The 15,817-nt window shown below is 44.0% G+C and carries 16 protein-coding genes; all 16 read right to left on the bottom strand.

Features of this window, described 5'->3' with window-relative positions; all coding sequences use genetic code 11:
- Positions 1-70 precede the first annotated feature (70 nt).
- The 16 genes from EJP82_RS09075 to rimP all read right to left on the bottom strand — a co-directional run bounded on the left by EJP82_RS09075 (position 71) and on the right by rimP (position 15,638).
- Positions 71-664: a dipicolinate synthase subunit B gene (locus EJP82_RS09075; RefSeq protein ID WP_127191734.1), complete on the bottom strand. Its 594-nt coding sequence runs from the start codon at positions 662-664 to the stop codon at positions 71-73.
- Positions 661-1,560 (bottom strand): dipicolinate synthase subunit DpsA, encoded by a 900-nt coding sequence (gene dpsA / locus EJP82_RS09080; protein WP_127191735.1) that lies wholly within the window; start codon positions 1,558-1,560, stop codon positions 661-663. Before dpsA ends, EJP82_RS09075 begins: the two co-directional genes overlap by 4 nt.
- A gap of 163 nt (positions 1,561-1,723) precedes the next feature.
- Entirely contained in the window at positions 1,724-2,173 is a 450-nt protein-coding gene (dut, locus tag EJP82_RS09085) for a dUTP diphosphatase (protein WP_127191736.1), read from the bottom strand.
- Entirely contained in the window at positions 2,163-3,416 is a 1,254-nt protein-coding gene (locus EJP82_RS09090) for a M16 family metallopeptidase (RefSeq protein ID WP_127191737.1), read from the bottom strand. Before EJP82_RS09090 ends, dut begins: the two co-directional genes overlap by 11 nt.
- A 128-nt stretch (positions 3,417-3,544) precedes the next feature.
- Positions 3,545-4,531: a polysaccharide deacetylase family protein gene (locus EJP82_RS09095; RefSeq protein WP_127191738.1), complete on the bottom strand. Its 987-nt coding sequence runs from the start codon at positions 4,529-4,531 to the stop codon at positions 3,545-3,547.
- Between the two features lie 178 nt (positions 4,532-4,709).
- The gene (gene pnp, locus EJP82_RS09100; RefSeq protein WP_127191739.1) at positions 4,710-6,803 is read right to left on the bottom strand and encodes a polyribonucleotide nucleotidyltransferase; all 2,094 of its coding nucleotides are present in this window, start codon (positions 6,801-6,803) and stop codon (positions 4,710-4,712) included.
- Positions 6,804-7,028: 225 nt separating this feature from the next.
- Complete coding sequence (gene rpsO, locus EJP82_RS09105) at positions 7,029-7,298, bottom strand: 30S ribosomal protein S15 (RefSeq protein WP_127191740.1); 270 nt, start codon at positions 7,296-7,298, stop codon at positions 7,029-7,031.
- Between the two features lie 196 nt (positions 7,299-7,494).
- Positions 7,495-8,436 carry a bifunctional riboflavin kinase/FAD synthetase gene (locus tag EJP82_RS09110; protein ID WP_127191741.1) on the bottom strand — a complete coding sequence of 314 codons (942 nt, stop codon included), beginning with the start codon at positions 8,434-8,436 and terminating at the stop codon, positions 7,495-7,497.
- A gap of 38 nt (positions 8,437-8,474) precedes the next feature.
- Entirely contained in the window at positions 8,475-9,395 is a 921-nt protein-coding gene (gene truB / locus EJP82_RS09115; protein ID WP_127191742.1) for a tRNA pseudouridine(55) synthase TruB, read from the bottom strand.
- Positions 9,392-10,369, bottom strand: coding sequence for a DHH family phosphoesterase (locus tag EJP82_RS09120; RefSeq protein WP_127191743.1), 978 nt, complete (start codon positions 10,367-10,369; stop codon positions 9,392-9,394). The genes truB and EJP82_RS09120 overlap by 4 nt, the downstream gene beginning before the upstream one ends.
- A 19-nt stretch (positions 10,370-10,388) precedes the next feature.
- The gene (gene rbfA, locus EJP82_RS09125) at positions 10,389-10,739 is read right to left on the bottom strand and encodes a 30S ribosome-binding factor RbfA (protein WP_127191744.1); all 351 of its coding nucleotides are present in this window, start codon (positions 10,737-10,739) and stop codon (positions 10,389-10,391) included.
- 15 nt (positions 10,740-10,754) lie between these two features.
- Positions 10,755-13,391 carry a translation initiation factor IF-2 gene (gene infB, locus EJP82_RS09130; protein WP_127191745.1) on the bottom strand — a complete coding sequence of 879 codons (2,637 nt, stop codon included), beginning with the start codon at positions 13,389-13,391 and terminating at the stop codon, positions 10,755-10,757.
- Positions 13,384-13,707, bottom strand: a complete 324-nt coding sequence (locus EJP82_RS09135) for a L7Ae/L30e/S12e/Gadd45 family ribosomal protein (RefSeq protein WP_127191746.1) — start codon at positions 13,705-13,707, stop codon at positions 13,384-13,386. Before EJP82_RS09135 ends, infB begins: the two co-directional genes overlap by 8 nt.
- Entirely contained in the window at positions 13,700-14,014 is a 315-nt protein-coding gene (gene rnpM, locus EJP82_RS09140; RefSeq protein WP_127191747.1) for an RNase P modulator RnpM, read from the bottom strand. The genes EJP82_RS09135 and rnpM overlap by 8 nt, the downstream gene beginning before the upstream one ends.
- A 27-nt stretch (positions 14,015-14,041) precedes the next feature.
- Positions 14,042-15,139 carry a transcription termination factor NusA gene (gene nusA, locus EJP82_RS09145; protein WP_127191748.1) on the bottom strand — a complete coding sequence of 366 codons (1,098 nt, stop codon included), beginning with the start codon at positions 15,137-15,139 and terminating at the stop codon, positions 14,042-14,044.
- Between the two features lie 37 nt (positions 15,140-15,176).
- Complete coding sequence (rimP, locus tag EJP82_RS09150; protein ID WP_127191749.1) at positions 15,177-15,638, bottom strand: ribosome maturation factor RimP; 462 nt, start codon at positions 15,636-15,638, stop codon at positions 15,177-15,179.
- Between the last annotated feature and the right edge of the window lie 179 nt (positions 15,639-15,817).

Consider the following 15,817-nt stretch of genomic DNA (forward strand, 5'->3'; position numbering starts at 1 on the left):
TGGCACGTCTCCCCTTCTCTTACATCACAATTTATAATAGTTAATGAGTTAATACACTAGTAAAGGTTGTTCAGTTCCGAAATTTTTCAATAATAAGTGGTTGAATCTGCCGTCCCTCTAGTGCTGCATAACACGACTCTGGAACAAGTTCCATCCGGGCGACAAGCGAGTTTGGTTTGCCTTCTGGGCTATCTTGACCGAACGGCACAAAATAAATATGCTTAGCAACAATTAACTTTGCGATATTCGCCAGATTAAACCCTAATCCATCATTTGTCGAAACCGCGAGTACCACGGGCCGACTGTTGCGAAGCTGCGCTTTGACCGCCATCAAGACTGGACTGTCAGTCATAGCGTTAGCCAGTTTACTAGTTGTATTCCCCGTACAAGGGGCAACTACCAAAACATCCAAAAGTTTGCTAGGACCTAATGGTTCAGCATCCACAATTGTAGAAATAATATCATTCCCTGTTATATCTTTCAACTGTTTCTGCCAATTATCCGACTTGCCGAATCGAGTATCTGTCGTCATTACCGTCTGCGAAGCAATCGGAACAACTTTCGCACCCATGTCAACAAATCGTTGAATTTGTGGCATTACTTCTGCAAATGTACAATGCGACCCGGTAATGGCATAGCCAACTGTTTTCCCTTGCCAATTCACTCTTCATCCCCCCGTATATGAAACTCTTCCATAATTGACTGACATAACGAGTTCGCTATGATAATTCCAGCCGTTTTGGGAGCTACGATTCCAGGTAAACCAGGAGCAAGAAGAGCCTTGATTCCGCGTTTTTCAGCAAAACGGAAATCCGTTCCACCAGGAGCAGAGGCAAGGTCGATAATGACTGCCTGCCGGGGCAATTTCGAGATGATTTGCGCTGTGACTATCATAGTCGGAATTGTATTAAAAATCAAGTCAATCTCCCCGGCATAAAGAGCCAAATCCGTTGTCGCAAAAGGCTTCCAGCCCATTTGTACTGCTCTTGCAACATGGTCTTCTCGTCGCACTCCTACCTTTACTGTCGCTCCTAATCCTTTCAATGTTTCCGCCAATGTGAAACCTGTACGTCCTATTCCAAGCACAATACATGACGAACCATGGATCGTAATATCCGTATTCTGTATCGCCATCATGACGGCGCCTTCCGCTGTAGGAATCGAATTGTATATCGCTACGTCATCACGTTCTAGTAGCTCAATCAAGCGAAAACCGTATTCCATACTCATTTTTTTCAGGAAGCTCTTGGAAATTCCCGTATACACCAAGACGCCCTCCCGTATTGCCGCGAACATCTCATTTCTAATCACTACTTCCCCCGTTGAGAACGGTGCAGAAATGACACCATGATCATCGCAACCCATTACTGGTAGAACGACTACATCGGCTCCCGCTAGGAGACCTGGTGTTAGGGTTTCATGAGATACTCCGATCAAAGGGGACTCCAATCGGTCAAATCCGACAACTCGTACTGTCGCATCCATTTCAACACATTTGTTAATAACTTCAATCTGTCGTGCATCTCCACCAACGAAGAGAATGGTAAGTCCTGTAAGCATTCAGGATGGCACTCCTTCCAAAGCAACACAGTATAGAGTATCGTATGCCATTGCCTATCAAGTGGTGAAACTGATCATCTAACAAAAAAAGCTTACAATACCTCAGCCATTTGGCTGTAGTATTGTAAGCTTTTGTAAATTTGTAGATAATAACTTGTTAAGATTAATTTTTGCCTGTATGGCCAAAGCCACCAGCACCGCGCTCAGTGTCAGAAAGCTCATCCACAGGAATCAGATTCACTTCAGGCACAATCTGGAATACCATTTGCGCAATTCGCTCATTACGCTTGATGGTAAATGGCTCTTCTCCAAGATTGATCAAGAGCACCTTGATCTCTCCCCGATAATCGGCGTCAATTGTCCCCGGTGTATTCAAACAAGTGATACCATGTTTGAACGCCAATCCACTGCGTGGACGGATCTGCGCTTCCAAACCCGCTGGCATCGCTATAGCCAATCCAGTCGGCACAAGCCCACGTTGACCTGGAAGAAACACAATATCTTCAGTCACAGCAGCATATAAATCAAACCCAGAGGCTAGCTCCGACATTTTGCGAGGGAGCTCAATATCTTCATTTCCAGCAAGACGGTTAATTTGTACATTAAATGACAAGTTCATCTCTCCTTATTCCCGACAGTACTCGATCTGATGAGCCAACCATGGCAAGTGAGAACGGCTGCTTAAACATTTCTCTCAGCACAAAATTAACATCATCCATCGTAACAGCCTCAATCCGGGATATCATTTCATCGAGCGTATAATGTCTACCGATCATCAACTCGTTTTTGCCGAGTCGGTTCATTCTACTGCCCGTACTTTCCAAACTTAGAATCAAACTTCCCTTAAGCTGTTCTTTCCCTTTACGAAGCTCACTATCACTAATGCCCTTGATCGACACATCGTGCAGGATTTCTTTTGTCAGATCTAGTACTTCCTTACTTTGTTTAGGTGCAGTACCTGCATATACCGTAAACAGTCCACTGTCTGCATGAGAGCTGTGATAGGAGTAGACTGAATAAGCTAGCCCTCTCTTCTCCCGAATCTCTTGGAACAGCCGGGAACTCATCCCGCCACCAAGTGCATTATTCAGTAGAACCATTGCATATTGCCTTGGATCTCCGCTCTTTAGACCCGGAAATGACATACAAATGTGGTTTTGTTCGGTCTTTTTCTGATGAAACTTAAAATCTCCAAGAAAAATAGGGGGCTCTGGTTGTTCTTGAATACCATGAATAGCAAAATCACCGAAATGTTTCTCCAGCAATTCGATAACACTATCATCAATATTACCAGCGACACTAATTACCGTATTCTCAATCGTATACTTCTGACGCATGTATTCACGAAGATGTGACGGCCCCATATTGCGCAGATTTTCTTCCGTTCCCAAGATCGGTAAAGCCAGTGGATGATTGCCATAAGCAGCTCGTGACATCAAATCATGCACCATGTCATCCGGCGTATCTTCATACATCGAGATTTCCTCTAGGATGACATTCTTTTCTTTACGCAGCTCATCTTCGTCAAAACGTGAACGGAAAAACATATCTGCTAATATATCTACGGCAATCGGCAAATGCTCGTCGAGTACTTTCGCGTAGTAACACGTATATTCCTTGGACGTAAATGCGTTGACATTTCCTCCGATTGCATCGAATTCTTCAGCAATCTCCTTAGCATCAAAACGGTCCGTACCTTTAAACAACATATGTTCGATAAAATGCGAAATCCCACCCATCTCGGGACTTTCATTACGTGATCCTGTTTTAACCCATATGCCAAACGACACCGAGCGGAAGGTTGGAATGGTTTCCATAACCACTCGGAGGCCGTTTTTTAATTGTAATTTCTTCACGAAAGGCCCTCCTATAAGTTTTGCGTAGCAAAACTCTCATCGTAAGCATAAGCTTTAGTTTTGCGAAGCAAAACTGACTTCGTAAGCATAAGCTCAAGTCTTAATCCTATCAAAAAAAGAGCAAATGCTCAACTCACGGGTGTACCCACTCGACTTGGAGATAACGTTTCATCCACAGTCCCTAGCTTCAACCCTTTATCTTGTATGCTTTTAATGATATCCTTTAGTGCCTCACTCGATGATGCCGTTGGGTGCATTAGAATGAGGGATCCCGGCTCTACCTTCTTTGATATTTTAGCCACAATGCTGTAGGGTGTCGGATTTCTCCAATCCACCGTATCCAAAGTCCACAGCACAGTCTTAAGACCCTGATCTGCCGCTTGGCGAACTGTCTTATCATTAAAATCCCCAGAAGGAGGCGCAAACCACCGATTATCAACACCTAATTTTTCCTTCAATAAATCTTTTGTTTTCGATATTTCCAGTCTAGCACGACTATCTTCAAGCTGACTCATATTGGGATGCGAATAGGCATGATTCTCAATCTGATGACCTCTTTTCTGGATCTCAAGTGCTAGTTCAACATTCTTCTTTAACCAACTACCATCCAGAAAAAAGGTTGCTTTCACCTTTGCTTCATCCAATGTATCCAACATCGGCACCACGTATTGATTACCCCAAGCAACATTAATCATCAGAGCAGCCATGGGCTTAGCTGGATTGCCTCGGTAGATAGGCTGAGGCTCCAGATCATCAAGACTTACCCGTGGTTTGATCTCCCGGTAAACGTACTGTATCTCCGCACCTTCAGGACCCGCTTTAGTCTTCTGATATGTGCTTTCAATATCAACTTCTAACCCATTGTAACCCGGGATGGCCTTCCATACACGATCGATAACGGCATCTACCGGTTCGATTTTTCGCTTAGCGGCTTCTTCTTGTATTTTGCTCTTTAGCGTATCCATAGTCTCACTATCATTAAATAATTCAAACGCATAACTTCCACTTTGGCCTCTCTCCACACCTTCTACAAAAGCTCTTACCCCGGTAAACTGCCCCATAACAAAGACTAACATCATGCAAAAAAGTATAATAGCGAACTTTTTCCGATTCATGGCAGGCTCATCCCTTCAACCTGGTTTTGTCCTCATCATATGTGGACACGTCCATGATTATGCGGAATTAGGGAGTAATCTCTAGGGCAGAGCTATTTTTAAATGTAAAAAAAGAGCCAGAATGTTTACATTCCGTCTCTTTTCAGCAGAGTAGGGCCTGATAATAAATCTTTATGCATTACTCCGACTGGCTGGTTAATACGACTTTGCGGGAAAGATTAACTCGTCCCTGTGGATCGATTTCAGTAACTTTGACAGTAATTGTATCGCCAATTGATACGACATCTTCCACTTTGGCTACGCGTTCTGTCGAAAGCTGTGAAATATGAACCAGTCCATCTTTGCCTGGTAAAATCTCTACAAATGCGCCAAATTTTTCGATTCGTTTCACCGTACCGATATAAATTTCGCCGATTACGACTTCTTTGACGATTCCTTCGATGATGGAGCGAGCTTTGTTATTCATTTCCTCGTTTGTAGAAGCGATGAATACGCGGCCGTCCTGCTCGATGTCAATCTTCACGCCAGTTTCCTCGATGATTTTGTTGATGATTTTACCACCGGGACCGATAACGTCACGGATCTTGTCCGGATTAATATTAATAATAATAATCTTAGGAGCATATTTAGACAAATGTTCGTTTGGCTTGCTGATACGTTCCATCATTTTAGAGAGGATATGCAAACGTCCCTCTTTAGCTTGAGTTAATGCATCAGACAAGATTTGACGATCAATACCATTAATCTTGATGTCCATTTGGATAGCTGTTACACCTTCAGCTGTACCTGCTACCTTGAAGTCCATATCTCCCAAGTGATCTTCCATACCTTGAATATCAGTCAGGATCGATACATGATCTCCATCCTTGATGAGACCCATCGCCACACCAGCTACTGGAGCTTTGATTGGCACACCTGCATCCATCATTGCTAAGGTACTAGCGCAAATACTCGCTTGGGAAGTAGAACCATTGGATTCAATAACTTCGGATACGAGACGAATAGTATATGGGAATTCTGTTTCAGATGGAATCACTTTCGAAAGTGCTCTTTCACCAAGTGCTCCATGTCCAATCTCACGACGTCCTGGTGGACGAAGCGGACGAGCTTCCCCTACGCTGAATGGAGGGAAGTTGTAATGATGCATGAAACGTTTGGACTCTTCCAAATGAATACCGTCCAAGATTTGTACATCACCCAATGCTCCAAGTGTACAAATGCTAAGTGCCTGAGTTTGTCCACGTGTAAACAGACCTGAACCATGAGTTCGCGGCAATAAGTTAACGTCACAGTCAATCGGACGAATCTCGTCCAATTTACGACCATCCGGACGGATTTTGTCATGTGTAATTAAGCGACGAACCTCTTCTTTAACGATGTCGTGCAGCACTTCTTTCACGTCTTTCAAAAGCTCCGGAGATTCTATGTACTTCTCCGCGAAGTAGGTTACTGTCTCATCGTTAATAGCGTCAATTGCTTCTTGGCGAGCATGCTTCTCAGCCACTTTCACAGCTGCCACCAAACGTTCAGCAGCAAAGTCACGCACTGCGGAATTAACTTCGGCATTAACGGTATGAAGTTTTACTTCCATCTTCTCTTTACCGGCAATTTTGACGAGTTCCTCAATGACTGCAACGATATTCTTGATCTCTTCATGACCGAACATAATCGCTTCAAGCATGACTTCTTCCGGTACTTCGTTCGCTTCAGCCTCAACCATCATAATGGCATCTTTAGTACCCGCAACAGAGACATAAATGTCACTAATTTCTTGTTGAGCGATATCTGGATTAATGATGAATTCTCCATTAATTCGTCCAACCACTACGTTACCAATTGGACCATTAAATGGAACATCAGAGATACTTAGCGCTGCAGAAGTACCAATCATAGCTGCAATTTCAGGCTGACAATCCTGATCCACACTCATGACAAGATTTACAATTTGTACATCATTTCTAAATCCCTCTGGAAACAATGGACGAATTGGACGGTCTGTTAATCTACTAGCAAGAATAGCTTTCTCGCTGGGACGACCTTCACGTTTGATGAAGCCACCAGGTATTTTACCTACCGCATATAACTTTTCTTCATAGTTAACGGTAAGTGGAAAGAAATCTAGATCTTTAGGTCCAGGGGACGCTGTTACTGTACATAATACAGCTGTATCACCATATCGTACCATTACCGCTGCATTTGCTTGCTTAGCCAAACGACCGGTTTCCAGTATAAGAGTTCTTCCTCCTAACTGCATTTTCACATGTTTCTCCATGAAATCCCTCCTTCTTACAAATAAAAGTTCGTTACGGTGTTCATTATTTCCTTCTTTTGCACAATTCATAAGAAGGGCACCTTGCGGTGCCCCTCGAAGATGTAATCAAATCTTACTTTAATAACGTATTCATTTCCACGACTTTAAAAAGCAACCCAGTGACACCCCGTCGCTTAAATAGCGTAACCGGCGGCCACCAGGCTGCTTTGGCTAATCATGAGAAAATTAACGACGCAATCCAAGCTTCTCAATCAAAGCGGAGTAACGTCTCACGTCTTTGTTCTTCAAGTAAGCCAACAATCTACGACGTTGACCAACCATTTTCAAAAGACCGCGACGGGAATGATGGTCCTTCTTGTGCGTACGCAAGTGGTCCGTCAAGTTCACGATGTTCTCCGTTAGGATAGCAACTTGCACCTCTGGAGATCCTGTATCGGATTCATGAGTTTTGTGCTCTGCAATCAATTGGTGTTTACGTTCTTGAGTCAATGCCATCCGGTTCACCTCCTTTATATAAATCGCCATTAGCCTCGTTATCGGGCGGTGAGGACCGACTAACCAAGCTAAGGTTATAGTTGCCTGATCCAAGATAATAAAATCCCATATCACAACAACGTCTATCAGTATACCATATTGGACTAATGAAAGTAAATGCTGCTGTTTTACTTGATCCCTGTTTCAGCTTTAATCTTTAGGACAGCAACAGTTTTCTTGCACTCTCAGCATCTCTAGTAATTTGAGCAATTAATTTCTCAATCGATTCAAATTTGTGCTCTTCGCGAATGAACTCCACTAGCTCCACTTCCAACATCTTACCATATAGGTCGTCATTGAAATCGAGTAAGTGAATTTCCAACGATGGTGCTACCACGTCACTGTGAAACGTTGGCTTGACTCCAACATTCATAACACCGGAGACGCATTTCCCCTCAACGTTGACACTTACAGCATATACTCCTTTAGCAGGGAGGACGAAGTGCTCATTAGGTTTCATATTGGCTGTAGGAAATCCGAGTAATCGACCTCGTTTCTCCCCATGCATGACGGATCCAGTAATCTTGTAGCGACGACCTAACCAACGGTCTGCCAAGGCAACATCGCCTTCCTGAAGCGCCTTGCGGATTCCAGAGCTGCTAACCTTTTCTCCATCGATAAGAAATGCAGGTACTGTGTTAACTTCCATCGCGTTCCCACTCCATTCACGAAGCGTTGACGCATGGCCTTCACCACGGTAACCATAACGGAAATCAAATCCAACCACTGCAGTATGAACCTGTAGCGGTAGGAGCATGCCACATACAAAATCATGTGGACTCACCTGTGAGAAAGCATCATTAAAATCAACGATATATAAATAATCAACTCCCATTTCACGTAGAAGCTGCTCTTTCTCATGGGGTGGGGTAAGGTATCCGTCGTAATCTCCCTTCTTCATGACCTCTTTGGGATGTGGATGAAAGGTCATAACTGCCGAAGGAAGGCCTATATTTGCCGCTAAGTCGACAGCAGATTTAATAACACTGTTGTGACCTAGATGCAAACCGTCGAATTGACCAATGGCCATCACTTGCGCCCTGGTATTTCTAGCAATAATATCTTCTGATAGAGGATAAGATAAAGTTATCGTTTCCACAATGGTTCACCTGCAATTTCACTGTGATGGGCATTACTTTAATCGTTCTGAGAGAAAACTTTGATCGGCTTCACAATCCGTCCGTCTTCTTCCATACGAAAAATACCTAAAAACTGTTCATCTGGACTGTACAGCCTAATAATTTCACCGGGAGTAGCTCTAGGAAGTATTACATCCGGGGATAGTTTCTGCCCTTGAAGAGCGGATTGTACCTTTTCCGTTATTACGGTATGTGCAGGTAAGTGTTCCACCGCCTTATCCACAGAAAGTAAATAAGATTGAAGTGTTCCTTCCTCTGCGTACTTTGCTATTTCTTCTAGCGTGAGGCATTCTGCCTCAGGTATTCCTGCAGACATCGTGCGCTTGAGCTGAGACATCGTAGCGGGCACACCAAGTGCTCGGCCAATATCTACACATAATGTACGGATATACGTTCCTTTGGAGCAGAGCGCCCGGAAAGAAATGGTTGGATGATCTCCTTCTGGATCGAAGGCGAGCATTTCTAATTCATGGATGGTAACTTCCCGTGGTTTACGCTCTACAGTCTTTCCTTCACGAGCTAGTTCATAGAGTCGTTTACCGTCCTGCTTCAAAGCAGAGTACATCGGAGGAATCTGAGAAATTGTTCCTACAAATTGAGAAAGAACCAACCGTACTTCTTCTTCAGTTACAGAAACTTGATCCAAACGTTCCACCACAGTACCTGTTGCATCTTCCGTATCCGTAGCGATACCTAATATTAATGTAGCCTCGTACTCTTTGGGCAGTTCTTGCAAATATTCAACCATTCGAGTCGCACGACCCAAACATAACGGAAGTACACCCGTTACCGCAGGATCAAGCGTACCAGTGTGGCCGATTCGTTTCATTTTAAGAATTCTGCGTGTTTTAGCTACTACATCATGGGAAGTGAATCCGGTTGGTTTATTCACCGGTAAAATACCTTCATATGTTTTCATAATTGCAAATTCACCTGTTCCACTACGCGAGAAATGATATCTTCAAGCGTACCTTCAATACGAGCACCAGCAGCACGGACATGTCCGCCTCCACCAAAATTTTGGGCAATTTCAGCGACATCGACTTTACCATTCGATCGCAAACTTACTTTCACTGCATTTTCATGGATGACTTTGAATAATAGACCAACCTCAACACCCTGAATATTACGTGGGTAATTGACGATCCCCTCTAAATCTTCATGGATAGCTCCCGTTAATCTCATATCCTCGTCATCAATGGTTACCCAACTGATCTTGCCATCCTCGCTAATAACTAACTGATTCAAGGCTCTCGTCAATAAACGAAGTTGTGGCAGGGTCATTTGTTCTAACAATAGTTCTGATAGGCCCGGTCCATCGACACCATACTCTAGTAACTTTGATGCAATCTCCATGACCTTAGGTGTTGTACTGGCATATCGAAATCCTCCAGTATCCGTCAATAATCCCGTATAAATTGCCGTAGCGATTTCTTTATTCATTTGAAGCTCAAGCACTCGAATAAGATCAAACAATATTTCTACGGTCGCAGCTGCATGAGGCACAATTAAGTTAGTAGTCCCATATCCATCATTTGTAGGGTGATGATCAATATTCAAAATTTGTGCATCCTCAGCGAAATACTCCCGAGTTTTCCCTACACGTGAGAAATCAGCACAGTCTACAGCTATTACATGCTTATACTTATGGTCTAAGGGTGTAACAGAAAGGTCAATGATCTGTTCACTTTCCCACAAATAGGCCATTCTCCGTGGAATAGGGCCTTCGTTTACCATAACATAATTTTTGCCCAGACATGAGAGAAGCCAGCCTACCGCAAGGGTAGAACTGACTGCATCTCCGTCCGGCTGTATATGCGACACTACGAGGAAATCATCATGTTCCGTCAGAAATTCAGTACACTGCCGGAACTCCCGTTCATTGGTCTGCATTGCCGTCTCCTTTAAATTCTCATTTTTCTTCATGCGTAATATCGACGAGGAGCTTCTCGATTCGGCTACCGTAGGCAACCGATTCATCGATTTTGAATATCAGTTCAGGCGTATGCCGCAACCGAATTCGTTTTCCAAGCTCTGTCCGCAGAAATCCATTTGCTTTGTCAATTCCCTTGAGCGACTCAGCTTTCTTCTCTTCGTCACCAAATATGCTCAAATATACTTTGGCTTGTGACAAATCATTTGTAACATCTACCCCGGTTACTGTGACAAATCCAATACGGGGATCTTTCATCTCACTTTGAATGAGTATGCTAAGTTCCTTCTTGATTTGTTCACTTACACGGCCGGTACGATTTTTTGCCATATATGACACCCCACCTTACTTCGGTTCAACAGTCTCCATGATGAACGCTTCGATGATGTCGCCCTCTTTAAGGTCACTAAAGTGGTCTAAAGTAATACCACATTCATAACCCTGAGCAACTTCTTTCACATCATCTTTGAAACGTTTGATTGAATCAATTTTGCCTTCGTATACTACAATGCCGCCACGAACGAGACGACTCTCTGCTGAACGTGTAATTTTACCTGATGTAACCATACAACCTGCGATGGCACCCACTTTAGTAACCTTAAACACGTTACGTACTTCAGCATGACCAATAATAACTTCTTTGAAGACAGGATCAAGCATTCCTTTCATCGCTTGTTCGATCTCTTCAATTGCGCTATAAATGACCCGGTGAAGACGAATATCAACTTTCTCTTGTTCAGCAGTCGCTTTCGTCTGAGGATCAGGACGAACATTAAATCCAATTACTATAGCGTTGGAAGCCGCTGCCAAAATAACATCCGATTCAGTTATCCCTCCAGCACCGCTATGAATAATTTTCACACGTACGCCTTCAACTTCAATCTTCTCAAGTGAACCTTTGAGTGCCTCGACTGAACCTTGAACATCACCTTTGATAATGACATTAAGTTCTTTCATCTCACCATCTTTGATGTGTTGGAACAAATCATCGAGTGTAACTCTTGTGTTAACACCTAGATCTGATTGACGCTGAGTAATAGCGCGTTTCTCTGCAATTGAACGGGCTTTGCGCTCGTCCTCAAACACCATGAATGGATCGCCGGCTTTTGGAACTTCTGTAAGTCCAGTAATTTCAACTGGTGTAGAAGGTCCAGCTTCTTTGAGGCGACGGCCTTTGTCACTCACCATAGCACGGATACGTCCGAAACAGTTACCTGCTACGAAGGCATCTCCAACTTTGAGAGTACCATGCTGCACTAGTACACGAGCTACCGGACCACGGCTCTTATCAAGCTCTGCCTCGATGACCAAACCGCGCGCGCGTTTGTTCGGATTAGCTTTATACTCGTTAACTTCCGCAACCAACAGAATCATCTCGAGCAGACCTTCCAGCCCAATTTTCTGTTTAGCTGAAACGTTAACGAAGATAGTATCTCCGCCCCACTCTTCTGGTACTAGTCCATGTTCTGTCAATTCTTGTTTTACTCTATCTGGATCAGCATCCGGCTTATCGATCTTGTTAACAGCCACGATAATAGGTAGACCTGCTGCTTTCGCATGGCTAACTGCTTCTACCGTCTGTGGCATAACACCGTCGTCTGCAGCAACCACGATAATCGTGATATCTGTTAACTGCGCTCCACGTGCCCGCATTGCGGTAAACGCTTCGTGACCTGGTGTATCAAGGAATGTGATTTTCTTACTATTGATTTCAACTTGGTATGCCCCGATATGCTGAGTAATACCACCTGCTTCGCCACTCGACACATTCGTAGAACGGATAGCATCAAGTAGTGTTGTCTTCCCGTGATCGACGTGACCCATAATGGTAACGACTGGAGGACGTTCAAGCAAATCAGCTTCTTCATCAACTTCCTCAATTGTTTCAAAACGGTCATCTTCCACCGCAATTTTCACTTCAACTTCTACGCCAAATTCACCCGCAAGCAGCAAAATGGTTTCGATATCGAGTTCCTGGTTGATAGTAGCCATTACACCAAGTGCAATTAACTTCTTAATAACCTCGGAAGCATCCTTATGAAGCAATTTCGCTGTTTCGCCAACCGTTGAATTACCACGAACGATAATTTTCTTCGGCGTATTATCGATTTTTTCGCGCGGAGGTTGTTGCCCACCTCTTCCGCCACGACCGCCCTTACCGCCACGGTTATTCTTGAAACCACCTGATCTATTGTCATCAAAACGTCTTTGTCCTGACTGACCAGGTCTGCTGCTGTTGCTATTGTTGTTACTGTTACCGTTGTTGTTGCTGTAGTTGCCTTTACGTTGTCCTTGACCTTGGCTTTGTCCTTGGCCACCAGTAGACGCAGTACGTGCCTGCGGCTGAGCGCTGCGATTCGGACCACTTGTTCCTTGACGGGAAGGTCCGGATTGTGAGCTGCTACCTTGACCTGGAGTCCTACTAGGTGCCGAGCTACGATTAGGTTGCCCACTTGAATTTTGTGCTGGGCGTGCGCCCTGTCCGCCACCGTTAGATGGACGATTGGTTCTTTCCTGTGTTGCCTGAGTGCCACTTGAAGAAGTGGCTTGGTTAGAGTTATTTGGTTTATTATTCATACTTACCTGCTTTTCTTGTTGATTTTTGTTAATTACTTGACTATTATTATTTCCTTGAACTTGACCTTGCTCTCCACGCTGGCCAGATCCCTCTCCGGCCGGAGTTTTCGGTGTCTGGCTTCCTCCTGCGGAAGCCGGAGCCGACGAATTAACGGGAGATTTTACAGGAGGTTTTACAGGCGTATCGTTACGTCCTGAATTTTCCCTCTTTGCAGCAGCATTATTCTTAATATCCTTGAAAAATTGTTCCACATGCGTAACGGCGTTATTCTCCATTACACTCATATGATTGTTAACTGGGATGTTTAAACGTTTTAGAATTGTAATAATTTCTTTACTACTCATATTGAGTGACTTAGCATATTCGTATACTCTGAGCTTATCCTTGTTTTCTTCTTTACTCAATATACTCCACCTCCGACGTTTTAACGATGGTTCTTCGAATCATGTCAGCAAATCCCTGATCCATGAGACCAATAACAATTCGTTCCGGTTTCCCTACACTGGCTCCAAGCCGTTCCCGGTCAAATCCGATGATTAAAGGAACTTTATAGGTTCCGCATTTGTCACGAAATTTCTTATGAGTATTAGCGGATGCATCGCCAGCAACGATAACTAGTTTAGCCTCAGCAGACCGAACGGCCTTCAAAACGCTCTCATCCCCGGTCACTACTTTACCTGCTCGCATAGCTAGGCCGAGTCCTGACAATACCTTACTCATCGTCTACCTCTTCCTTATCCCGCTCAGCGAGGAATGTTTCCTCAACTGCTAGAAAATCACGAGCTAGTTGTTCGTAAACCTCTGGACCTACCGTCGCTTTAAGTGCACGGTCGAGCGCTCGGTTCTTATGAGCCAACTTGAAACAAGACTCTTGTCCGCACAAGTAAGCTCCTCTCCCCGACTTTTTGCCAGTCAAATCAATGGATACTTCACCCTCCGGTGAACGGACAACCCGAATCAATGATTTCTTCGGCATCATCTCACCACAGGCAACACATTTTCTAAGCGGTATTTTTCTGGATTTCATCTTCAAGCCCCTCCGTCCCTTGTAATATTAATCGACGGAGATGGAATCTTGATCAAGTTCTCCTTGATGACTTTTTTCTCTTCCGAATTCCTCTTCCGCTTGTGTCTCACTCTTAATGTCGATTTTCCAACCTGTCAATTTAGCCGCCAATCGAGCGTTTTGCCCTTTAATCCCAATTGCAAGCGACAACTGATAATCAGGTACAATAACACGCGCTAATTTCTCTGCCTCGAATACTTGAACCTCAAGCACCTTAGAAGGACTTAACGCATTTGCTACGTATTCCTCAACATCTTCCGAATAACGGACGATGTCAATCTTCTCACCACGTAGTTCGTTTACGATCGTCTGTACACGGTTACCCTTTTGTCCGACACATGATCCAACTGGATCCACCTCATTATTACGTGAGAATACCGCAATTTTGGAACGGAATCCCGCTTCACGAGCAACGGAACGTATTTCAACAACACCATCAAATATTTCAGGAACTTCTAGCTCGAAGAGTCGTTTCAGAAGGCCCGGATGGGAGCGTGACAGCAAAATTTGTGGACCTTTAGTCGTGTTCTCAACCTTAGTGATATACGACTTAATTCGATCACCGTGTTTGAATTTCTCGTTTGGCATGAGCTCATTGATAGGGAGATGTGCTTCAACTTTACCAAGATCCACGTAAACATTGCGCAAATCCTGACGTTGAACAATACCAGTGACGATATCCTCTTCCTTCTCTACGAAGGCGTTATAAATGAGCCCACGCTCAGCTTCACGAATACGTTGTGTAACGACCTGTTTCGCCGTTTGTGCTGCAATACGTCCGAAATCACGAGGTGTTACTTCGATTTCCGCAACGTCCTCAAGCTGGAAATTCGGATTGATCTCACGAGCAGCTGGCAATGAAATCTCAGTGCGTGGATCAAGGACTTCCTCCACAACCAATTTGCGGGCATATACCTTAATCACACCAGTAAGTCGATTCATATCCACTCGCACGTTTTGTGCCGTGTTAAAATTACGTTTGTAGCTTGAGATCATCGCAGCTTCAATAGCCTCGAACAAAATATCTTTGCTGATCCCTTTTTCTCTTTCCAACTCATTCAAGGCATCGATAAAATCCATACTCATTTGCCTCGAGTTCCCCCCTTCAATATCCCGTCACAGGTTAAAAAATAATGGCCAGCCTAGCGGCCGCAACTTTACTATATGGAATGGCATGATTTTTCTTCCCTACTTGGATAACAAGCTCCTCGTTTTCAAAGGAAAGAAGGCGGCCTTCAAATTCTTTCAGGCCATCTACCGATTCATATGTAGTTACAAATACATTACTTCCAATGGCTTTGGTTACATCCTCAGCCTTTTTGAGCGGACGTTCCGCTCCAGGAGAAGATACTTCCAGGAAATAAGCTACAGGAATTGGATCATTCGCATCTAGCTTTTCACTAAGGTATTCGCTAATCCGACCGCAGTCATCAATTTCGATGCCCCCGTCCTTATCTACGAATACGCGTAAGAACCAATTGTTTCCCTCTTTTACATATTCCACGTCAACTAGTTCAAAGCCATTCTCCTCTAAAAAAGGCGTAACCATCTCTTCCACGGCCGCTTTGATCTTCGGTGTGCTCAAACGTACATACCTCCATACAATTCTTTCCTATATACCAAAGATAAAGAGTGGGTTTCCCCACTCTTTAAACAACGGTTCTATCTCCATGATTACCATAAAAATTATAACATAGTCCAGGTACAGTGACAAGTAAAAGACCTTTACCTGAGGGGAAGAGAGCCCCTTTGCATCCCCATTAG

Origin of the sequence: Paenibacillus anaericanus (genome assembly GCF_003994475.1) — a bacterium.
GTDB lineage: Bacteria > Bacillota > Bacilli > Paenibacillales > Paenibacillaceae > Fontibacillus > Fontibacillus anaericanus.

What these genes read in the sequence shown, in the direction of transcription:
- EJP82_RS09135 (WP_127191746.1), bottom strand. Translation starts at nt 13,707, where the DNA reads ATGAGTAAGGTATTGTCAGGACTCGGCCTAGCTATGCGAGCAGGTAAA.
- rnpM (WP_127191747.1), bottom strand. Translation starts at nt 14,014, where the DNA reads ATGAAATCCAGAAAAATACCGCTTAGAAAATGTGTTGCCTGTGGTGAG.
- EJP82_RS09095 (WP_127191738.1), bottom strand. Translation starts at nt 4,531, where the DNA reads ATGAATCGGAAAAAGTTCGCTATTATACTTTTTTGCATGATGTTAGTC.
- truB (WP_127191742.1), bottom strand. Translation starts at nt 9,395, where the DNA reads ATGAAAACATATGAAGGTATTTTACCGGTGAATAAACCAACCGGATTC.
- dpsA (WP_127191735.1), bottom strand. Translation starts at nt 1,560, where the DNA reads ATGCTTACAGGACTTACCATTCTCTTCGTTGGTGGAGATGCACGACAG.
- EJP82_RS09120 (WP_127191743.1), bottom strand. Translation starts at nt 10,369, where the DNA reads ATGCAGACCAATGAACGGGAGTTCCGGCAGTGTACTGAATTTCTGACG.
- pnp (WP_127191739.1), bottom strand. Translation starts at nt 6,803, where the DNA reads ATGGAGAAACATGTGAAAATGCAGTTAGGAGGAAGAACTCTTATACTG.
- rbfA (WP_127191744.1), bottom strand. Translation starts at nt 10,739, where the DNA reads ATGGCAAAAAATCGTACCGGCCGTGTAAGTGAACAAATCAAGAAGGAA.
- rpsO (WP_127191740.1), bottom strand. Translation starts at nt 7,298, where the DNA reads ATGGCATTGACTCAAGAACGTAAACACCAATTGATTGCAGAGCACAAA.
- nusA (WP_127191748.1), bottom strand. Translation starts at nt 15,139, where the DNA reads ATGAGTATGGATTTTATCGATGCCTTGAATGAGTTGGAAAGAGAAAAA.